This is a genomic window from Micromonospora sp. DT41, assembly GCF_049841715.1.
GTDB lineage: Bacteria > Actinomycetota > Actinomycetes > Mycobacteriales > Micromonosporaceae > Micromonospora > Micromonospora profundi.
On sequence record NZ_JBNCKU010000031.1, the window covers coordinates 1 to 22,571 of the forward strand.

Below are 22,571 nucleotides of genomic sequence, written 5' to 3' on the forward strand. Positions count from 1 at the left end.
CGTCTGAGCGTTTGGGTTTGATGGTTGCTGACGCGGGTGCGTCGGTGGTGGTGACGTCGTCGGTGTTGGTGGCGGGGTTGTCGGGGTTGTCGGCTGAGGTGGTGTTGGTTGATCGGCCGGGGTTGTGGGCTGGTGAGTCTGGTGTGGATGTGCCGCCGCTGGTGGGTCCGGACAACGCCTGTTATGTGATTTACACGTCGGGCTCGACGGGCCGGCCGAAGGGCGCGGTCGTCACCCACGCCGGCCTGGTCAACCGGACCGCCCACGTCGCACCCACAATCAATCGGCTCGGTGCCGATGGCGTGCTCCTCCAGAAGACCGAGATCGGTTTCGACGTCTCGCCTGCCGAGATCTACGCCGCACTGTCGACGGGGGCGCGGATCGTCGTCGCCCGGCCCGGTGGACACCGCGACCCGGCGTACCTGCGCGACACGATCATCGCCGAGTCGGTCACCTCGATCGAGTTGGTGCCCAGCATGCTGTCGGCGCTGCTCGCCGAGGGCATCACCGACTGCACCTCGCTGCGTTCCGTTGCGGTAGGCGGCGAGGAGTTGCCTGTCGACGTGGCGCGGGCGTTCCTGGCGGCTCTGCCCGGCTGCGAGCTGCACAACACCTACGGGCCAGCGGAAACCACGGTGGATGTCACCAGCTGGCACTGCACCACCGACGACCTGGCCGACGTGTCCCGGGTTCCGTTGGGACGCCCCTTCCCGAACATCACCCTGCGCGTGCTCGACGACCTGCTCCAGCCTGTGCCGATGGGCGCCCCCGGCGAGTTGTACGTGGCCGGTGTGGGTGTGGGTCGGGGTTATTGGGGTGCTGCGGGGTTGACGGCGGATCGGTTTGTGCCGGATCCGTTTGGGTCGGTGGGGTCGCGGTTGTATCGGACTGGGGATGCGGTGGCGTGGCGGTCGGACGGGACGTTGGAGTTCCTGGGTCGGTTGGATGCGCAGGTGAAGTTGCGTGGTGTGCGGGTGGAGTTGGGGGAGGTGGAGTCGGCGTTGCGGTCCTGTGTGGGTGTGCGGGATGCGGTGGCGTCGGTGGTGCGGGTGGATGGTCGGCAGGTGTTGGTCGGCTTTGTGGTGCCTGGTGGTTCGGGTGTTGATGTGGTGGGTGTGCGGGAGGTGTTGCGGGGGGTTTTGCCGGAGGTGTTGGTGCCTTCGGTGGTGATGGTTGTTGATGTGGTGCCGGTGGATCCGAATGGGAAGGTGGATCGGCGGCAGTTGCCGGTGCCGGTGCTCGGTGATGAGTCGGTGTTTGTGGCGCCGGTGTCGGTGGTGGAGCGCACGGTGGCGGGGGTGTGGGCGCGGGTTTTGGGTCGTGACGTTGTTGGTGTCGAGTCGAGTTTCTTTGATCTCGGTGGTGATTCGATGCTGGCGGTGTCGTTGGTGGGGGCGTTGCGGGCGGCTGGGTTCGCCACGAGTGTGCGGGATGTTTTTGCTTACCGGACCGTGCGCGGGCTGGCGGCAAGTCTGGGCGAGGGTGTTGACGAGTGGGAGCCGGTGGCGCCGTTCGCGTTGCTCAGCGACGCGGATCGGGCTGCTCTGCCGGCCGACCTGACCGACGCCTACCCGGCGACCCAGGCCCAGGTGGGCATGGCTGTCGAGATCGCCAAGGATGACGCCGCCAGGCCGTACCACATCGTCCACACCATGCGTGTCGACGACGGGCTGCCCTTCGACGTCGAGCCGCTGCGCGCCACCCTCGCCGAGCTTGTCGCCCGGCACGACACGTTGCGCACCTCGGTCGACCTCACCGGCTACTCGGTGCCCATGCAGCTCGTGCACGCCGAGGCGCAGGTGCCGATCGCTGTGCATCCCGACGCTAGCGGCCATCCGGCGTACGTCACCGCCGAGCGCGGGCGGCCGTTCGACCTGGCGTCACCGCCGCCGCTGCTGCGGGTGGCAGTGCACCGCGAGGACGACAAGGGCTGGTGGCTCACCGTCTCCGTCAGCCACCTCATCACCGGCGGCTGGGACCTCAACCTCCTGCTAGCCGACCTGCGCGACGGGTACCACCGGCGGCGGCGCGGCGAGCAGCCGACACCCGTCGAACCGGTGGCCGTCCGGTACGCAGACTTCGTGGCCGCCGAACTGTCGGCGCTCGACTCCGAGGCGGACGCCGACTACTGGCGGGACGTGGTGACCGGTAGGCCTAAGTTCACACTGCCGGACACCCTGGCGACCGAGTCCGGCCCGCGGCAGGTGTGCCGCACCGAGCTGGACATCGCCGACCTGGACCCCGCGTTGCGCGGGCTCGCCAGCAGCCTCGGCGTACCCGTCAAGGCCGTTCTGCACGCGGCTCATTTGAAGGTGATGAGTCAGTTGTCGGGGGAGCGGCGTTTTTACACGGGGTTGGTGTGTGATGCGCGGCCGGAGGTGCGGGGCGCGGATCGTGTGCATGGGATGTACATCAATGTGTTGCCGTTTGGTTTTGAGCGGGGTGTGGGTTCGTGGCGTGATCTGGTGCGGTCGGTGTTCGACGGTGAGGTGGGGTTGTGGCCGCATCGGCGTTTTCCGTTGCCGGCGGTGCGGCGTCTGACCGGCGCCGACGCGCACCCCATCGACGTCGTCTTCGGCTACACCGAGCCCCGCACCGACCCCTCCGGTGGGAAGGACGCGGGCGGACCGGGCGCCGCACCGACGCCCGACGGCCACACCGCGCGGGCCGACGATGCCACCGACGAGCGGACCGCCAGCGACGTTGCCGCCACCGAATTCCTCCTGTCCGTCGGTGCCAGCCCGACCGTGATCCGTCTCGTCGGTGACGGGCGGGTGTTTGGGTCGGCGGGTTTGGTGCGGTTGGCGGGGATGTTCCGGGTGGTGTTGGAGTCGATGGTTGCGGATCCGGGTGGGGATTCGCGGGTGGTGTGTGTGCCGTCTGGTGAGGCGGAGTGGTTGTCGCGGGTTGGTGTGGGTTCTGTGGTGCCGGTGTCGGGGGTGGCGTTCTCGGCTTTTGAGGCGAGGGCTGCTTCTGATGGTGCTGCGGTTGCGGTTTCTGGTGGTGGGGTGTCGTTGTCGTATTCGGAGTTGAATGCGGCGGCGAACAGGTTGGCTCGGTATTTGCGTTCGGTGGGTGTGGGTGCCGAGGTGTTGGTGGGTGTTTGTTTGCATCGTTCGGTGGATCAGGTTGTGGCGATGTTGGCGGTGCATAAGGCCGGTGGTGTGTATGTGCCGTTGGATCCGGGTTATCCGTCTGAGCGTTTGGGTTTGATGGTTGCTGACGCGGGTGCGTCGGTGGTGGTGACGTCGTCGGTGTTGGTGGCGGGGGTGTCGGGGTTGTCGGCTGAGGTGGTGTTGGTTGATCGACCGGGGTTGTGGGCTGGTGAGTCTGGTGTGGATGTGCCGCCGCTGGTGGGTCCGGACAACGCCTGTTATGTGATTTACACGTCGGGCTCGACGGGCCGGCCGAAGGGCGCGGTCGTCACCCACGCCGGCCTCGTCAACCGCACCCAACACGTACTGCCTGAGGTGTACCGCCTCGGCCCGGACGGCGTCGTCCTCCAGAAGACCGAGATCGGCTTCGATGTCTCACCTGCTGAGGTCTACGCCGCACTGTCGGCCGGCGCGCGGATCGTCGTCGCCCGACCTGGCGGCCACCGCGACCCCGCGTACCTGCGCGAATTGATCATCGCCGAGCAGGTGACGACGGTCCACTTCGTTCCGACGATGCTGCCGGCGCTCCTCGCCGAGGGCCTCGAGCAGTGCACCTCGCTGCGCTCCGTCGGGGTCGGCGGCGAGGAGTTGCCCGTCGACGTGGCGCGGGCGTTCCTGGCGGCTCTGCCCGGTTGCGAACTGCACAACACCTACGGGCCCGCCGAGGCGGCTGTCGACGTCACCAGTTGGCGGTGCGACCCCGACGCCCTGGCCGAGCTGACCCGGGTGCCCCTGGGCGGCCCGCACCCCAACCTGCGGCTCTACGTCCTCGACGAGGACCTCACTGTGGTCCCGATCGGCGTACCTGGCGAGCTGTATCTCGGCGGCGTCGGTGTGGGTCGGGGTTATTGGGGTGCTGCGGGGTTGACGGCGGATCGGTTTGTGCCGGATCCGTTTGGGTCGGTGGGGTCGCGGTTGTATCGGACTGGGGATGCGGTGGCGTGGCGGTCGGACGGGACGTTGGAGTTCCTGGGTCGGTTGGATGCGCAGGTGAAGTTGCGTGGTGTGCGGGTGGAGTTGGGGGAGGTGGAGTCGGCGTTGCGGTCCTGTGTGGGTGTGCGGGATGCGGTGGCGTCGGTGGTGGAGGTGGATGGTCGGCGGGTGTTGGCCGGTTATGTGGTGCCGGTTGACCCGGGTGTCGGTGTTGATGTGGTGGGTGTGCGGGAGGTGTTGCGGGGGGTGTTGCCGGAGGTGTTTGTGCCTTCGGTGGTGATGGTTGTTGATGTGGTGCCGGTGGATCCGAATGGGAAGGTGGATCGGCGGCAGTTGCCGGTGCCGGTGTTGGGTGATGCGGGTGTGTTTGTGGCTCCGGTGTCGGTGGTGGAGCGGGTTGTTGCCCAGGTGTGGGCGCGGGTTCTGGGTGTGGATGTTGTTGGTGTCGAGTCGAGTTTCTTTGATCTCGGTGGTGATTCGATGCTGGCGGTGTCGTTGGTGGGCGCGTTGCGGGCGGCTGGTTATCCGACGAGTGTGCGGGATGTTTTCGCGTATCGGACGGTGCGGGCACTCGCCGCGTCGTTGGGTGAGGGCGTTGACGAGTGGGAGCCGGTAGCGCCCTTCGCGCTGCTGACCGACGCCGACCGTGCCGCGCTGCCGGACGGCCTCACCGACGCCTACCCCGCCGCGCAGACCCAGCTCGGCATGCTCGTCGAGCTGGCCACCAGCGGCGACCGGGCGGCCTACCACAGCGTCATCGCCCACCAGGTCCGCGACGGGCGGCCGTTCTCGGCCGAGGCGCTGCGGACCGCCGTGGCAACGGTCGTCGGCCGGCACGAGATCCTGCGCACCTCGTTCGACCTGACGAGCTACTCGGTGCCCATGCAGCTCGTGCACGCCGAGGTGACCCCACAGGTGACAGTTGTGGACGGCCGGGACGTGCCCGCCGACGAGCAGGAGCGACTCTTCCAGGAGTTCGTCGCGGCCGAGCGGGCCACCCCCTTCGACCTGACCGTCGCGCCACTGCTGCGCATCGCCGCGCACCAGGACAGCGACGAGAGCTGGTGGCTGAGCTTCACCATCTGCCACGCGGTCACCGAGGGCTGGAGCAACGCGCAGCTGCTCGCCGAACTGCTTGCCGTCTACGCCGACCTGGCCGACGGGCGGAGCCCGACCGAGACCGAACAGCCGACCGTGCGCTACGCCGACTTCATCGCCGCCGAACTGTCCGCACTGGCGTCCGACGAGGACCGGGACTACTGGCGCGCGGTGGTCGACGGGAGCAGCCCGTTCGTCCTGCCCGCGGGCTGGGGCGAGCCCGGCGACCCGACTGCCAACTCGACAACCGTCGACATAGCGGACCTGGACGAGGCCGTCGCGCGCTTCGCCACCGATTCCGGGGTCTCGGTCAAGGCGGTACTGCACGCGGCGCACCTGAAGGTGCTCAGCCAACTCACCGGAGAACAGCGCTTCCACGCCGGGCTGGTCTGCGACGCCCGACCCGAGGTGCTCGGGGCCGACCGGGTGCAGGGCATGTATCTCAACACGCTGCCGTTCGGCTACGAGCGCAGCGCCCGGACGTGGCGCGACCTGGTGGCCGACGTCTTCGATCGGGAGGTCGACCTCTGGCCGCACCGGCGGTTCCCCCTTGCGGAGATCCAGCGCGGCAGCGGTCAGCGGCTGCTGCGGGTGCTCTTCAACTACCAGGACTTCTCCCGCGCCGGGCAGCGCGCGAGCACGACAGGCACCGAGCCTGTCGTCGTCGGCAGCGCCGGCGACGGTGCGACCGAGTTCGAGCTGTCGGTCTTCGCGCACCGAGGCAACTACCAGATCTCCAGCCGCACCGACGTGCTCTCGCGGGCCAACCTGGAGCGACTGGCCGGCATGTACCGGGCCGTGCTGGCGGCGATGGTCGCCGACCCGGACGGCGACGCCCAGGCGGTTCACCTGCCAGGTGGTGAGCGGGAGCGGCTGCTCGGCGTTGTCGACACAGGCGTCGAGGAGCCGGTGACCGGCACCGTGGTCGAGCTGTTCGAGGCCCGTGCGGCAGCCGCACCCGAGGCGGTAGCGGTGGTCGCCGGCCCGGCCCGGCTGACGTACGCGCAGGTGAACGCACAGGCCAACCGGCTCGCCGGGCACCTGCGGGCGGCCGGTGTGGGCAGGGGCGCAGTGGTCGGTGTCTGCCTGGACCGGGGCGCCGACCTGGTGCCCGCCCTGCTCGGCGTGATCAAGGCCGGTGCCGCCTACCTGCCGCTGGACCCGACCCAGCCGGCCGAGCGCATCGCGTACCTGCTCGCCGACGCGGGCGCCGGGACGGTGGTCGCCACGGGTGCGCACGTCGACGCGTTGGCCGGCTACGGCGGGAACCTGGTGCTGCTCGACCGCACCGACCTGACCGGCCACCCGGAGACCGACCCGGCGCCGGTGAACGACGCCGACGATCCGCTATACGTCATCTACACCTCCGGCTCGACCGGCCGCCCGAAGGGTGTCTGCGTCAGCCACACCAACGTGCTGCGGCTGCTCGACAGCGCGCAGGAGCACTACGCCACCGACGAGACCGACGTGGTTGCCCTGTTCCACTCGTACGCCTTCGACGTCTCGGTGTGGGAGTTGTGGGGCGCGCTGCTGCACGGCAGCCGACTTGTGGTGGTGCCTCCGGCGGTGGCCCGGGTGCCCGACGACCTGCTCGACCTGCTTGTCGAGCAGGAGGTGACCCTGTTGGCCCAGACCCCCACGGCCTTCCGCGGCCTGGTCCGGCTGGCCGCCGACGGTGACAAGCGGCTACGGCGGCTGGCGCTGCGCGCGGTGGTCCTGGCCGGCGAGCGACTCGACTTCGCCGAGCTCACCCCGTGGGTCGACAGGCTCGGGCTGGCCCGTATCGCCCTTGTCAACATGTACGGGATCACCGAGACCACCGTCTACTCCACCTATCACCGGATCACCCGCGCCGATCTCGCCGACGGAGTGGGCAGCCGGATCGGGCGTCCGCTGGCCGGCCTGCGCATGTACGTGCTCGACCAGCAGGGGCACCCGACGCCGCTCGGCGTTCCCGGCGAGATCCACCTGGCCGGGCACGGTGTGGCCCGGGGTTACCTGAACCAGCCGGCGCTTACCGCACAGCGGTTCGTGCCCGACCCCTACGGCCCCGCCGGCAACCGGATGTACCGCACCGGCGACCTGGGGATCCGCCTGCCCGACGGCAGCGTGGAGTTCCTCGGCCGGCTCGACGACCAGGTCAAGCTGCGCGGCTACCGGATCGAGTTGGGCGAGGTGGAGTCGGCGCTGGCCGCGCTGCCGGAGGTCACCGAGGCGGCTGTCGTCCTGCGCGAGGACACCGCCGGCGATCCACGACTGGTCGGGTACCTGGCCGCCGCCTCCGGGCAGCGGCCGAGTACCGGCGAGCTGCGCGCGGCGCTGGCCCGCACGCTGCCGGACTACATGATCCCGGCGGCGTTCGTGACGCTGGACCAGTTGCCCCGCAACAACAGCGGCAAGCTCGACAGGCGCGCGCTGCCCGCGCCGCGGGACGGCGATCCCGGCGACGGGCGGGCCATCGTCGGTCCACGTACCGAGCTGGAGGAACGGGTCGCCGGGATCTGGGCACAGGTGCTGGGCCTGCCCGCGGTGGGCGTCGAGGACGGCTTCTTCGAGCTGGGTGGCCACTCGATCAAGGCGCTGGTGCTGGCCAGCACGCTGCGGACGGCCGGGCTCGACGTCTCGGTCGCCGACGTGATGGACCTGCAGACCGTCTCCCGGCTCTGCGCCGCGCTTGTCGACCGCACCGGACCGGTGCACGTCGACCGTCCGGTGGAAGCGTTCGAGTTGGTGTCCGCCCCGGACCGGGCTCTGCTGCCGGACGGACTCACCGACGCGTACCCGCTGTCGCAGGTGCAGCTCGGCATGCTGCTGGAGATGCTTGCCGACAACGGCTGGAACCACTACCACAACGTGACGTCCTTCCTCGTCCGCGAGGACGACCCGCTGGACCTGCCGACGCTCCGCGAGGCCGTGCACTCCGTGGTCAACAGGCACGACGTGCTGCGCTCCTCGGTGGACCCGACCGGCTATTCGGTGCCGATGCAGCTCGTGCATTCCGAGGTGCGGGTGCCTGTCGTGCCGCACGACCTGCGAGGGCTGTCCGAGGACGACAGGCAGGCCGAGCTGCGCCGCCTGATCGCAGTGGAGTACGGGTCGCCGTTCGATGTCGATCAAGCGCCGCTGCTGCGGTTCGCCGTCTGCCAGGAGACCGACCGGAGTTGGCGGCTGGTACTGACCATCTGCCACGTGGTCGTCGAGGGCTGGAGCCTGCACGCGCTTGTCGCGGAGATCCTCGACCGCTACCGCGCGATGCGTGGCGGTGCCCGGGTGGAGCCGGAGCCGCTACCGGAGGTGCGGTTCGCCGACTTCATCGCCGGGGAGCGCCGCGCCCTGGAATCTCCGGCGGACCGGCGGTACTGGCAGGACCTGATGAACCGGTGCGCGAAGTTCACATTCCCCGCCGGCTGGCAGCCCACGTCGCCTCCGCCGACGCGTACCGCCCACACGGCCCGGGTGCCGTTCCGCGATCTGGAGCCGCAGCTTCGCGCGCTGGCCTCCGCCGCGCGGGTCTCGCTCAAGGCGGTGCTGCACGCCGCGCACCTGACGGTGCTCGGCCAGCTCACCGACGAGCCCCGGTTCTACAGCGGCCTGGTCTGTCACACCCGGCCGGACATGCCGGGCAGCGAACGGGTGTACGCCATGTCGCTGAACACTCTGCCGTTCCCGTACGAGCGCGACTGCGCCACCTGGACCGAACTGGTCCGCCGGGTGCACGCCACGGAGGTCGAGATGTGGCCGCACCGGCGCTACCCCGCGCCGGCGATCCGACCGGCGGTTTCCGGCACCCGCCTGCTCGACGTCTACTTCAGCTACCTCGACTTCGACGAGGTGGTCGGTGAGCACGTCGAGTCCGGTCCCCGGTACGCCGCCGCCAGCTCGGAGTTCGCCCTTGCCGTCTCGGCGGTCGCAGGGCACCTGGAGCTGAGCAGCGACAGCGACCACCTGGAGCGGGCCGAGGTCGAGCGGTTGGCCGCCATGTACCGGCTCGTGCTCGACGCGATGGTGGCGGACCCGGACGGCGACGCCCGCGCGGTCCTGCTGCCCGACGCCGAACGGCACAACGTGCTCGTGGGCTGGGCCGAGTCGGCCGACGAGATCGTGCCGGAACCCGGCATGGTGCCCGACCTGGTGCGGGACACCGCCGCCATCGCGGGCGACGCGGAGGCGGTCGGCGAGCTGAGCTACGCCGGCCTCGACGCGGCGGCGAACCGGCTCGGCTGGCACCTGCGGGAGCGGGGCGTCGGGCCGGAGCGGGTGGTGGGGGTGCTGCTCGACAGGGGTACGGACCTCGTCACGACCCTGCTTGGCATCTGGCGGGCGGGCGGCGCGTACCTGCCGATCGACCCGTCGTACCCGGCGGCGCGGATCGCGTCGATGCTCACCCAGGCCGGAGCCACAGTCGTGGTCACCAGCACCGCCTACGCAGACCGGTTCAGCGGCGTCGAGAAGGTGCTGCTGGACGTCGACGCTGAACAGATAGCGGCCCACCCGGACGAGCAGCCTCCCGGCCGCACCGAGTCCGACCAACTCGCGTACGTGATCTTCACGTCGGGGTCGACGGGACAGCCGAACGGCGTGCAGGTCAGCCACGGCAGCCTTGCCGACTACCTGAGCTGGGCGGTGCACGAGCTCGTGGCCGACCGGTCCGGTGGCGCGGCGCTGTTCTCCTCGGTGGCCTTCGACATGGTGGTGACAACCATCTGGGCGCCGCTCGTCGCCGGGCAGCGGCTGTGGCTGTTGCCCGCCGACGCCGGGCTTGACGAACTCGGCCCACGGCTGGCAGAGGCGGGACCGTTCAGCTTCGTCAAACTGACCCCGAGTCACCTGGACCTGCTCGCCGGGCAGTTGTCGGCCGAGCAGGCAGCCGCACTGACACCGGTGCTGGTGCTCGGCGGCGAGGCTCTCACCGCACGGACCTGTGCGCGGTGGCAGGAACTCGCACCACGGACCGTGCTGCTCAACGAGTACGGACCGACCGAGGCGACAGTCGCCGTCAGCCGTTACCCGGTGACCGGCGCGCTCACCGGCCAGGTCGCGCCGATCGGCAGGCCGCTCGGCCGGATGCGTACCTATGTGCTGGACGCCCGGCTGAACGCGGTGCCGGCCGGCGTTGTCGGCGAGGTCTACCTGGGCGGGCCGCAACTGGCCCGGGGGTACGCGGGACGGCCCGAGTACACAGCCTCCCGGTTCGTGCCCGACCCGTACGGGCCGGCGGGTTCCCGGTTGTACCGCACCGGTGACCGTGGCAGGTGGTTGCCCGACGGGCAGCTCGACCTGCTCGGCCGGGTCGACGACCAGGTGAAGATCCGCGGGCACCGGGTGGAGCCGGGCGAGGTCCGTACGGTGCTCCTCGAACATCCCGCCGTACGCGACGCGGCGGTGGTGGCCCGCCCGGCACCGGGCGGGGGCAACCAGCTGATCGCGTACCACGTGGGTGGTTCTGACGACCTGGCCGGGCACTGTGCCCGGCGGCTGCCCGCGGCCCTGGTTCCGGCGGCCTTCGTGCCGGTCGACGCCATCGCGCTCAATCCCAACGGCAAGGTGGACCTGCGGGCGTTGCCGGCGGCACCACTGCGGACGGAGGCGGAGATCGCCCCACCGCAGGGGCCTACCGAGACCATCCTCGCCGGGATCTGGGCCGAGCTGCTGGACGTGCCGATGGTCGGTCGTCAGGACCGCTTCTTCGCTCTGGGCGGGCACTCACTGCTTGTGGTGCCCGTGGTCACCGCCGCCCGGCAGGCCGGCCTCCCGCTCACCCTGCAACAGGCGATGCTGGATCGGCCGCTGGCCGACCTCGCCGCCGCCCTCACCCCGGCCGATCCGCCATCGCGGGCCGATGCGGTACGAGCCGTGGCGCTGCCTCGGATCGCACAGTTGCCGCGGATCGCTCCTCTGCTCGCCGAGGCGCGGGTACCCGGCGCGTCGCTGGCAGTGCTTGCCGACGGCGAGGTGGTGCAGGTCCGCGCGGTCGGACACCTCGTCGCGGGCGGCGACGCCCTGGTGACTCCGGCGACCATCTTCCAGGTGGGCTCGGTGAGCAAGCTGGTCGCGGCGGTGGGGGCGTTGGCCCTTGTCGACAGGGGAGCACTCCAGCTCGACGCGGACGTCAACGCGTACCTCAAGGCCTGGCAGTTGCCCACCGCCCGGTCGGTGAGCCTGCGGCAACTGCTCAGCCACGTCGCCGGGCTGACGTCGACGGGCAGCGCCGGCCACCCGCGCGGCGGCCCGGTGCCGCCGCTGACGGACCTGCTGCTGGGCCGTGGAGTGCCCACCGACCCGGTACGCGCGCTCGACGCGCCCGATCCGGTAGCTGTGGAGCGCAACAGCCACTTCGTTGTGGTCCAGCAGCTCATGGAGGACGTCACAGCGACACCCTTCGCCGAGCTGATGGCCGAGCTGGTCTTCGCGCCGCTGGGAATGACAGGCAGCAGCTTCGACCAGAGCTTCCCGGAGACGTCCGGCCGGCCGGTGGCCGCCGGGCACGACGAGCGAGGCGAACCGCACCCACACGGCTGGGAGGTACGCGCGGACCTGGCGGCGGCCGGTCTCTGGACCACCGCCACCGACCTGGCCACGCTGACCGGGGAGATCCAGACCGCCTACCGGGGCGATCCGGCAGTGCTCAGCCGGGAGTTGGTGCTGGCGCAACTGACCACCGGGCCGGGCGGCGTCTTCGGGCTCGGCTGCATGGTGGACCGCATCGAGGGTGGCGCCGAGACGCACGTCGAATTCACCCACCGGGGCCGCACCAGCGGCTACCGGGCGCTCACCACCGGTCGGGTTCCGGACGGGACCGGACTGGTGCTGCTGACAAACGGCGAGGCAGGCGACGAGGTCATGTCGCTGCTGATGTCGAACACCGCACGGACGGAGGACATGTGATGACGACGACCGTGCCGGCCATCTCCGCGACGGCCACCCACCCCACGGCCCGCCAGGTACGGCACCTGGTGTCGATCCGCGACCTGACCGAACAGGATCTCTACTCGATCGTCGCCCGGGGCGCCGCGTTCGCCGCCGGGGAGTGCGGCAGCCCGCTCGCCGGGCAGGTGGCCGGGGTCTACTTCCTCAAGACCTCGACGCGTACGCGGACAGCCTTCACAAGCGCCGCGCTGCGGCTCGGCGCCGGCGTGATCCAGTACGGTCCGCAGGACCTCCAGACCAACACTGGGGAGACCAGCGAGGACACCGGCCGGGTGCTGTCCGGCATGCTCGACGTGCTGGTCGCCCGTACGGCCGGTGACCCGGCCGAGTTGCGGGCCTGGGCTGCCCAGAGCCGGATGTCGGTGGTCAACGCGATGAGCGCCGAGGAGCACCCCACCCAGGCGTTGACGGACCTGACCACGCTGCTGCGGCAGTTCGGCCGGATCGAAGGGCTGCGTCTGCTCTACCTGGGGGAGGCCAACAACACGGCCACCGCGCTCGCCCTTGCGCTCACCCGGTTTCCGGGCGTGGAACTGGAACTGCGCACCCCGCCCGGCTACGGCCTGCCCGCCCAGATCCTGGCCGACGCCACCCGGCAGGCCGAGGTCAGTGGGGCGAGCATCGTCGAGCGGTGCCACATGGCCGACCTGCCAGGCGATCTCGACGCCATCTACACAACCCGCTGGCAGACCACAGGCACTGTGAAGCCGGACCCGGACTGGCGTCAGGTCTTCGCCCCGTTCCGCGTCGAACAGGAGCTCTGGCGGCACAGCCCGAACGCCGTCTTCCTGCACGATCTGCCGGCACATCGCGGCGAGGAGGTGACCTCGGAGGTCCTCGACGGGCCGGCGAGCATCGCGTTTCCACAGGCGGAGAACAAGCTCTACAGCGCCATGGCGGTGCTTGAGTGGTGCCGCTCGCCTTCGAGCGGGACGACGCTGTGACGGTCACCGAGCCGGCGGGCGCACCCGCCGGTCGCCCGGCGAAGCTCACCCGTAACCGGAACTTCCTGCTGCTCTGGACCGGCTCGGGGCTCTCCGCGCTCGGTGCCCGGGCCACCTCCATCGGCTACACGCTGCTTGTCTACTGGTCGACGGGGTCGGCCACCGCGGCCAGCCTCGTCACCTTCGCCGCGTTGCTGCCGAACCTGGTTGCCCAGCTGCCGGCAGGCGCGCTCGTCGACAGGTGGAACCGGCGTACGACGATGCTTGTCTGCACCGCCGGCCGGATTCTCGGGGTCGGCAGCGTGGCGGCGGTGGTGCTGCTCGACGCGGTGTGGCTGCCGCACCTGATGGTGGTCGCGTTCCTGGAGGCCACCCTCGGCATCTGCTACACGCTTGCGGAACGGGCCGCGGTGTGCGCCGTGGTGCCCCGCGACCAACTGGGCGGGGCACTGGCGGCAAACGAGTCGCGGGCGAACGCCGCGAGCATCCTCGGCCAGCCGACCGGCACCGTGCTCTATTCCGTGGCCCGGTTCGCGCCGTTCCTGTTCGCCACCGTCGTGCACCTGATGTCGCTTGTGACACTGCTGTTCGTCCGGCGGGACCTGCGGGCGCCCCGATCGTCGGACGGCGGAGAGGGCGGGCTGATCGCCCAGATCAGGGAAGGTGTCGCCTTCATCTGGGGCAAGCTCTACCTGCGTCGGGCGCTGTGTCTCTTCGCGGCCAGCAACATCCTCTTCCAGGTCCTCGGTCTCGGGCTTGTGGTGCTGGTCAAGGACCGGGACGGCTCTCCCGCAACGGTCGGGGTGCTGTTGGCGGTCAACAGCGTCTTCGGCATGGCTGGCGCGATGACGAGCAACGCCTTCCTGCAGCGGTGGGGCATCCGCCGGATGATGATCGGCATCCACCTGGCGTGGGCGGTGCTGATGCCGCTGCTGGTGGTGGCGCCCGGCCTGGTGGCGGTGAGCGTGCTCCTGGCGCTGATCAACTACGGCGCTGGGATCGGCAACGTGGCCGGGGTGCTGTACCTGCTCAGGACGACTCCCGACGAGCTGCGGGGCCGGGCCGGCTCGATCTTCACGCTCCTCTCCTCGGGTGCCAACTCGATAGGCGCGCTGCTCGCGGGCTTCCTGCTGGACGCCGTACGCATCGAGGTGGCGTTGGCAGTCGTGGGCGCGACGATGGTGGTGATCGCGGTGTTCGCGGTGCTGGCTTTCGGCACCCGTACCGCCGCCCAGGCGGAACGGGCCGAGGCGGAGGCCGAGCGGGCGGAGGCCGAGCGGGCGGCGGCGGAGCAGGCCGCGGCCGAGCGGGCCGACGCGGAGCGGGCGGCAGCCGAGCGGGCGGACGCGGAGCTGGCAGCGACGGCGGCCGGCCGCGATCCGCGTGGCTGAGCCCGATATCGAGGAAATATGGCTGTCCACGTGAGGCTGCCGGCAGTGGACCGACCCTGGCGTGGAGGAGACCGACCGATGAGCGAGAACGGCACGTGGCAGCCGCACGAGATCACGCCCTGCAGCGCCGGATGCGCAGCCACCGTTGACGGGCTGATCGGCCATCTCCGGGAGCTGGACCTGATGGCGCTGCTCACCGCTGAGAAGGCGCTTGTGTTCCGGGGCTTCGGCGTCGAGCCGGGCGCGCTGGATTCGGTGATGGACATGGTGCTGCCCAACCGGCTCGCCTACGTGCACGGCAACTCGCCGCGCACCAAGGTCGGCCGCAACGTCTACACGTCGACGGAGTATCCGGCGCCGTACACCATCTCCATGCACAACGAACTGTCGTACGCGGCGCACTGGCCGGCGCGTCTGCTGTTCTACTGCCAGGTCGCCGCGCCGACCGGCGGTGCCACACCGGTTGTCGACGCCAACCTCTGGCTGGAGTCCCTCGACCCGGAGGTCCGCGCGGCCTTCGCGGGCGGGGTGTGCTACCAGCAGAACCTCCACGACGGCCTGGGGCTGGGCAAGAGCTGGCAGCAGACCTTCGAGACCGAGGACCAGGCGGAGGTCGAGGAGTTCCTGAGCGGCACCGGGGCGACGTGGAAGTGGACCGCCGACGGGCTGCGGGTGAGCCAGGTCCGCCCGTCCACCACCAGGCACCCGGTGACCGGGGTGGAGGTGTGGTTCAACCAGAGCGACCAGTGGCATCCGGCGGCTCTGGATGACGAGGTCGCCCGGGTGATGACCCAGGTGATGACGCAGGACGAACTGCCGCAGTCGGTCACCTTCGCCGACGGCAGCCCGATCCCCGACGAGTACGTGTTCCAGATCCGCGATCGTGGGCTGGACGCGGCGATCGACGTGGACTGGCGGGTCGGCGACCTGCTGCTTATCGACAACGTGTTGGTGGCCCATGGTCGCCGGCCCTACACGGGGAGCCGCCGCATCCTGGTGGCGATGTCGGACTGACCGGGGCCACTGTGGCGGGAGGAGAAGAGTGGAGATGACGGGTGCCGAGGCACGCGGCCGGTGGCTGCGGTCCTTCCGCCGTGCGGAGCGGTCCGACCTACGGTTGGTCTGCTTCCCGCACGCCGGTGGGAACGCCAACGTGTTCCAACCCTGGGCGGGGCTCCTCGACGGCGCCACCGATCTGCTGGCGGTCTGCTATCCGGGTCGGCAGGACCGGGTGCTGGAGCCGTGCGTGGACCAGATGGACGTGCTCGCCGAGCGGATCAGTGACGTGCTCGTGCCGTACCTCGACCGGCCCATCGCGTTCTTCGGCCACAGCATGGGCGCGTCGGTGGCGTACGAGGTCACCCTGCTCCTGGAGTCCCGGTACGGGTTCACGCCGAGTGTCCTCTTCGTCTCGGGACACGGCGCGCCGCACATCTGCCGGGTCGAGCTCGATCCGGACCTCGCCGACGACGAATACCTGCTCAGCCGGATCGGCGCTCTGGGCGAGGTCGACCCGGTGCTGTTGCAGTCGCCGAAGCTCCGCGAACTGATCATGCCCTCGCTCCGGGGGGACCTGCGGATGCTCTACCGGCACCTGCCGCGGGCGCCCGCGAAGGTCCAGGCCCCGATCGTCGCCTATCTGGGCACCGAGGACCCGACCTGCAGCACGGCGACGGTTCGCGCCTGGGGGGAGTTGACCACCGGCGGCTTCGAGATGGCGACGTTCCCCGGTGACCATTTCTATCTCGTGCCGGAACAGGATCAGGTGGTCGCCGGGGTGACCGCCCGCCTGGGCTGACCGACGGACCAGGTCCAAAGTGGTGGTGAAGACGTCAGGGCAACGTCGAGGGCGCTTTGGGCCGGCCGCTCTCCCACTGTGCCCTGATGGCTCGTACGGCGACCGAGGCGGCGGCCGCCCCATTGGTGACGATCCAGAGGATCCCGACCGCCGGGTCCCAGGCTCTCGCGTGGTCCCGGACCATGCTCGAGGCGTCCGCCTCGCCGCTCCAGTTGGAGGTCACCGGGTTGAACCGGTGTTCGAACCACGCCGCGCCGGTGACGAGAACCACCCCGATGACCGCGCGGATGATCGTGCCGACCCGGCCTTGGCGTAGTCGCTGCTCGTTGGGCAGCAGGGACAGGATGAGCAGCAGGTTGATGAGTACGTAGAAGCCGGTTAGGACCAGAGCGGCGGACCGGTAGCTGGAGAGGGCATCGACCAGGGTCTGGTCGTCGGTCGGCAGGTCGACGCGGGCCCTGGACACGGTGGAGGTGACGCCGGACCACCAGAGCAGGGGAGCGGCCAGCACCATCGAGAACAGCAGAACCGATCGACCCTTGGCCATGCGGTGGAGTGTACGGGCGCCGGGCGCAACGGTTTTCCGCCCTCGACGGCGTGCCGTCCGTGCCTCAAGTAATGCTCAAATTCGGATCAGCCCAGCTGGCGAAGCGATGGAACGCCCTTACGCTCTCCGGAACTCAGCGCGCTGATGACCCCCACCCCCTTCCGCAACGGCAACACCACCTTCGTCGTACCCAGGCACACGGCACGCGAGTTCGGTACGGCCGTCCTCGGTGAGGAACGGCCGTGCGGGGGTCGGCCAGCAGAGCACATCGTCGCAAGTAGAAGGAGGGGCACATGCGGCGCATACAACGGCGCATCGCACTTCTCGCCGTTCCCGCCCTGGTGGCGGGCGTCCTCGTGTCGACCGGGCCCGCCGGTGCGGACCCGACGGGCCCGAGGGCGACGGGCGGTTCCGGGCATTCCCCGCTCGAGAACCTCAAGCAGGCACATCATGTAGACATCAAGCTGGCCGGCGCCGACATGTTGGACAAGGTCGTCGCCGCCGGATTCGATATCGAGCACGGCCTCAAGCGTGTGCCGGACGGCATCGAGGGTGAGGTGGTGGTCACCGACGACGAGCTCACCAAGCTGAAGTCGATGGGCGTGCAGCTTCTCGACGACAACACGCGCTTCGAGTGGAGCGAGAAGGCCGACGGCGGTCTCAAGGGCCCCAAGGGTCCCAAGGGCCCTGCCGCCGGCCCGACGCAGCCGCCGGCGACCGATCCGGCGCTGGCGACGGTACGCATCGCCCGCGCCGACTGGTTCACCACAAAGGGTCAGGGCTTCCTGTACGTCGAGGCCCGGACCACCGAGGGGCAGCAGACCAACCCGATTGTCGGGATGCAGCTGGAGAACAACTCGGGCAAGGGCACGCCGTTCGAGTTCGCGCGGACGATGAGCCGGTTCGTGGACTCCGGGCAGTACATGTTCCACCGGAACCTGTTCAAGCTCGACACGCGTCCGAGCGAGATCCGGGTCACCAGCTCCACCGGCGGTGTCACCACCGGCGTCGTCTCCGACTGGCTGGAGAACGCCCCGTCGCCGCTGACGGAGAAGCCCGGCTACAAGTCCGACTTCATTGACGGCTACAAGCACCCGCAGCAGCTCTTCGCCCGCGCCAAGGAGATCGCCCAGCAGTACCCGGGCATCGCCGAGATCGTCTACCTCCCGAACCAGACGAACGGCTACCAGCGCAAGGCGCAGGCGACGATCGGTGGCACGGGTCAGTCGGCTGTCGTCGTCAGCAGTGCGGCGTGGGGCCACGAGGGCGGCAACGACGTCACAGTCGAGTTCGTGAACCGGTCGGGGGCCAACCTCCCGCTCGCGGTGGAGGTCACTGGCAAGGCGGTCCGCGTCCTGCTCGCGAAGGACGCCTCCGGTGCGCTGTCGAGCACTGCCGTGCAGGTGGCGGAGGCACTGCGGACCCAGTCCCAGGGCCTCATCGACAGGTCGCACCCGTACCGCAACAACGCGGGCACCGGCATCGTCGTACCGACGGAGGGCCCGGTCGCCCTGACCGACTTCCTCGACGAGAAGCGCGTCGGCGCGCCGGAGGGCGAGGTGCCGCGCGGCCCCGTCACCATCCCCGTTCTGCGGATCGGTAAGCACCGGGACGGCAAGAAGCCCGGCGTGCTGATCCAGGCGCAGGACCACGCCCGCGAGTGGGTGCCGGCGACGACGAGCCTGGAGTCGGCCGAGCGCCTGGTGCACAACTACAAGACCGACAAGGAGACGAAGAACATCGTCGACAACACCGACGTCTTCTTCATCCTCTCCAACAACCCCGACGGGGCGAACTACAGCTTCTACAACTTCGCCTCGCAGCGTAAGAACCTGACGAACCACTGCGCGGACTCGGCCGCCGACCCGGCGAACCGGAACTCCTGGGGTGTCGACCTGAACCGGAACTACCGGGTCGGGTCTGCCCAGGACGGCTACTCCGGCGGCTCGTCCGTCTGCACAAGCGGCACCTACCAGGGCCCGGAGAAGCTGTCCGAGCCCGAGTCGAAGAACATCATCTGGCTGGTCGAGAAGTACAAGAACATCAAGTTCATGATGTCGGTGCACTCCAACGGTGGTCAGCTGTTCTGGCAGCCCGGCGCCTACATCGCCGACGGGCGTATCACCACCCCGCGCCCGCCGCTCGGTGACGAGGCGTTCTACTGGCAGTCGGCTTCCCGGATCCTGGGGCAGGTCAAGGCGCACCGGGAGACTGTCGTGACGCCGGAGAACGTCGGCGGTTCGTCCGACGTCCTCTACTCCTCGGCGGGCAACGTCCGCGAGGACCTGTACCACACCTACGGGATCTACGCCTTCGGTTGGGAGGTCGGTGGCTCCATCTACAACCCGGCCACCGGCAACTGGCAGGGCGGTTCGTTCCAGCCGGCGTGGGAGGGCAACCCCGAGCTGGTCAGCGGCCACGCCGAGACCATGGAGTACGCCAACGGCATCATGGAGATGTTCCGGGTCGCGGCGGACTGGGGCAAGGACAAGAAGAAGCCGACGTCCGACCTCGTTCCCGGCAACGGGAAGTACACCGGGCCGGTCAACGTGCACTTCGAGACCAGCGAGCCGGCCACCATCTACTACACGACGGACGGCAGCCGGCCCACGCTCGAGTCGCCCCGCTACGCGGCGACCGAGTTCCGTGAGCCGGGTCAGGTGTTCCACGTGACCGAGACGACGACCTTCAACTGGTTCTCGGTGGACAGCGCCGGCAACATCGAGAAGGGCTACGACCCGACGAAGAACGACAAGCGCAACAACTACCGCACCGCGACGATCAAGATCGAGGCGAAGAAGAAGTAGCGCACATCGGCTGATCATTGCCTCGCCAGTGGTTCCATCACACTGGCGAGGCAATGGTCGTCCAGGCCCCGCACGGCGCTGACGTCCCCGTCAGACGCCAAGCGTCATTAACCCCGCTTCGGCAGCAGCAGTTCTTCGTGGTCGAGTTCCCGTTCCAGGACGCGGAGTCCCTCGTCGGGCAGTCGGCCGGAGTCACGCCAGCGCACGAGTTCCTCCCGCTGCGCGTCGATGGACATCCGGCGGATGCGAAGCGCCGTCTCGTACTCCGGTGAGGTGGGGATCTCGGCGGATCCGCTCTGCTGGAGCAGGTCGAGCCGTCCCCGGTAGCGCTTCAGCCGGGCGAGCAGTTTCGTACGGATGGCGTTGACGGCCTCGGCGCTGTCCGGTTCCTCGGCGACGACCTCGTCGAGGCGGGCCAGGGCGGCTTCGACAGCCGCCGAGCGGGCCTCGTTGCGTACCCGGGCCTGGTCGGTTTCGTTGGCGCGCAGGCCGAGCATCCGCACGAGCGGCGCGAACGTCAGGCCCTGCCCGACGAGCGTCACGAGGACCACCACGAGGGTGCAGAACAGCAGGAGGTTCCGGTCGGGGAAAGCCGCGCCGCTGTCGGTGGTCAGCGGCAGCGTGAAGATCGCGGCCAGGCTGATGACGCCGCGCGTGCCGGACCAGCTCAGTGCCACCACTTCGCGGAGGCTGAGCCGTTCGGCGTTGCGGTCGGCGCGCGCGATCTGCCGGGCGTTGCCGGGCTCGTCGGTGTCGTCCTGCTCGGATATGCCACCCAGCCGGGTGTGCAGCGACCGGGGCAGGGACTGGGTCAGCACGAGCCACGCGGGACGCAGCAGCAGCACCACGCCCACCGACACCGCGACGGCGATGACGATCGTCGACGTGTCGTAGTCGCGCAGGCCCTTGATGACCTCGGGGAGTTGCTGGCCGATGAGCAGGAAGACGAAGCCTTCGAGGAGGAAGTCGACAAGCCGCCAGACCGCGTTGGTCTGCAACCGGGCCGCGCCGGAGCCGAACTGGGGCGTCTGGTGGCCGACGATGAGCCCGGCGACCACCACGGCGAGCACCCCGGAGACGTGCAGTGCCTCGCCCAGCAGGTAGGCCACGAACGGTGTCGCGAGCGAGAGGGCGTTGGACAGCAACGGGTCCGCGGTGATCGGTCGGGCCAGCCGGACCAGCCTGGCGACGACCGCTCCGACAGCCATCCCGCCGGCCGCTGCCAGCACGAACTTCCCGACGGCCTCGGGGAACGAGAACTCCCCGCCGACGGCGGCGGCCACCGCGACGCTGAGCATCGTCAGGGCGGTGGCGTCGTTGAGCAGCCCTTCGCCCTGGATGATTGTGATCATTTTTGGAGGTAGGTTGACCCGCCGGCCCACCGCGAGCGCGGCCACGGGGTCGGGGGGTGCGATGGCGGCGCCGACCGCGATCCCGGCGGCCAGTGTCGCCCCGGCGACGAACAGGTGGAACCCGAGCCCCACGAGCAGCCCGGTGAGGAGCACCAGCATCACCGACAGGCTGACCACGATGCGCAGGTTGCGGCGGATGTCCAGCAGCGACGAGTCCAGCGCGGCACTGTAGAGCAACGGCGGCAGTACGACCATGAGCACGAGGTCGGGATCCAGGCCGACGTTGGGGCCGGGGAGTAGTGCGTACGCGATGCCGATGAGCGGCAGGAGCGCCGCCGCCGGCAGACCTGTGCGCGCCGCCACCCACCGTACGACGACGATGACCGCGACGGCGGCGAGCACGAACAGCAGCATCGAGTGGGTGCTCACCTGGTGGCTTCCCTCTGGAGCGGCGCGGGGCGCGGGGTCGGTCGGTCGGCTGCCGGCTCGCGGCCCGGTCGGCTGGTCGTGTCCGGTGATGACACCCAATGACACCCGTTGACGCCGGGCAGTGCGCTCTGCAGCAGTGCCGAGCGTACCTGCTTGATCAAATCCGAACGCCCGCCGGAGAGCCAGTCTCCGTCCGGGTGGCTGCCGCATGCGCGGAAGCCCGAAGACCATCTATAGATGACGTTGAGTGTATGGGAGCGCTCCCGTAATATACCTGACGCGGCTGTTAACGTTCACAAAACAATCATCCTCGCGAATGCCTCGGCCGCCGACCCGTTAGGAGGGTGCTTCATGGTCAGATCCAGAGCAACAAATGTCGGTCTGGCGTCGGCTGGCGTCGCGTTGCTGGTGTCGGCGACGGTGGTCGCGGCGATGCCTGCCGGCGCCGCGGCCGCAGGCTGTTCGGTGGACTACGCCGTGCCGTCGCAGTGGCAGGGCGGTTTCGGCGCCAACGTGTCGATCACCAACCTCGGCGATCCCGTGAGCAGTTGGACGTTGACCTGGTCGTTCGGCGCCGGGCAGACCGTTACGCAGTCGTGGAACACGTCGCTGACGCAGAGCGGCGCTGCGGTTACCGCGCGGAACGTGAGCTACAACGGCTCGATCCCGACCAACGGCACGACGTCGTTCGGCTTCAACGGGTCGTGGACGGGCAGCAACCCGGTGCCGTCGAGCTTCGCCCTCAATGGCGTGACGTGCACCGGCGGTACGGTGCCGAGCCCTCCGGGCCCGACGCCCCCGCCGCCGACGTCGCCGCCACCGACCACCCCGCCACCGACGACCCCTCCGCCCACGACTCCACCTCCGACGACTCCGCCCCCCACGTCCTGCAACCTTCCGTCGACGTACCGGTGGTCGTCGACTGGGGTGTTGGCGCAGCCGAGGTCGGGTTGGGTGTCGTTGAAGGACTTCACTGTGGCGCCGTACAACGGTCGGCAGTTGGTGTATGCGACCACGCATGACACGGGTACGCGGTGGGGTTCGATGAACTTCAGTCTGTTCACGAATTACTCCGAGATGGCGTCGGCGTCGCAGAACGCGATGTCGTCGGCGACGGTGGCGCCGTCGTTGTTCTACTTCGCGCCGCGCAACATCTGGGTGTTGGCGTATCAGTGGGGGCCGACGGCGTT

9 protein-coding genes are annotated in these 22,571 nt (G+C 69.6%); 7 read left to right on the forward strand and 2 right to left on the reverse strand.

Annotated features, from left to right (window positions below):
• Positions 1 to 17: 17 nt before the first annotated feature.
• The 5 genes from ACLQ23_RS30995 (at position 18) to ACLQ23_RS31015 (ending at position 16,246) form a co-directional block, all read left to right on the forward strand.
• Positions 18 to 12,071 carry an amino acid adenylation domain-containing protein gene (locus ACLQ23_RS30995; protein WP_425881478.1) on the forward strand — a complete coding sequence of 4,018 codons (12,054 nt, stop codon included), beginning with the start codon at positions 18 to 20 and terminating at the stop codon, positions 12,069 to 12,071.
• Entirely contained in the window at positions 12,071 to 13,057 is a 987-nt protein-coding gene (locus tag ACLQ23_RS31000) for an ornithine carbamoyltransferase (RefSeq protein ID WP_355632397.1), read from the forward strand. Before ACLQ23_RS30995 ends, ACLQ23_RS31000 begins: the two co-directional genes overlap by 1 nt.
• Positions 13,021 to 14,448 (forward strand): MFS transporter, encoded by a 1,428-nt coding sequence (locus ACLQ23_RS31005; RefSeq protein ID WP_355632396.1) that lies wholly within the window; start codon positions 13,021 to 13,023, stop codon positions 14,446 to 14,448. Before ACLQ23_RS31000 ends, ACLQ23_RS31005 begins: the two co-directional genes overlap by 37 nt.
• Before the next feature lie 78 nt (positions 14,449 to 14,526).
• On the forward strand, positions 14,527 to 15,462 hold the full coding sequence (locus ACLQ23_RS31010; RefSeq protein ID WP_425881479.1) for a TauD/TfdA family dioxygenase: 936 nt from the start codon (positions 14,527 to 14,529) through the stop codon (positions 15,460 to 15,462).
• 34 nt (positions 15,463 to 15,496) lie between these two features.
• Positions 15,497 to 16,246 (forward strand): thioesterase II family protein, encoded by a 750-nt coding sequence (locus ACLQ23_RS31015; protein ID WP_355598516.1) that lies wholly within the window; start codon positions 15,497 to 15,499, stop codon positions 16,244 to 16,246.
• A 34-nt stretch (positions 16,247 to 16,280) separates the two neighbouring features.
• Here ACLQ23_RS31015 and ACLQ23_RS31020 read toward each other — a convergent pair whose 3' ends face one another.
• Complete coding sequence (locus ACLQ23_RS31020) at positions 16,281 to 16,793, reverse strand: hypothetical protein (RefSeq protein WP_355598510.1); 513 nt, start codon at positions 16,791 to 16,793, stop codon at positions 16,281 to 16,283.
• Positions 16,794 to 17,086: 293 nt separating this feature from the next.
• Between ACLQ23_RS31020 and ACLQ23_RS31025 the strand changes: the two genes are divergently transcribed.
• On the forward strand, positions 17,087 to 19,600 hold the full coding sequence (locus ACLQ23_RS31025; RefSeq protein ID WP_425881480.1) for a M14 family metallopeptidase: 2,514 nt from the start codon (positions 17,087 to 17,089) through the stop codon (positions 19,598 to 19,600).
• Positions 19,601 to 19,707: 107 nt separating this feature from the next.
• Here ACLQ23_RS31025 and ACLQ23_RS31030 read toward each other — a convergent pair whose 3' ends face one another.
• Positions 19,708 to 21,381, reverse strand: a complete 1,674-nt coding sequence (locus tag ACLQ23_RS31030; protein WP_425881481.1) for a Na+/H+ antiporter — start codon at positions 21,379 to 21,381, stop codon at positions 19,708 to 19,710.
• Positions 21,382 to 21,732: 351 nt separating this feature from the next.
• On the opposite strand from ACLQ23_RS31030, the gene ACLQ23_RS31035 reads away from it, so the two are divergent.
• Positions 21,733 to 22,571, forward strand: an 839-nt coding sequence (locus ACLQ23_RS31035; protein ID WP_425881482.1) for a non-reducing end alpha-L-arabinofuranosidase family hydrolase, incomplete at its 3' end; no start/stop codon positions are given.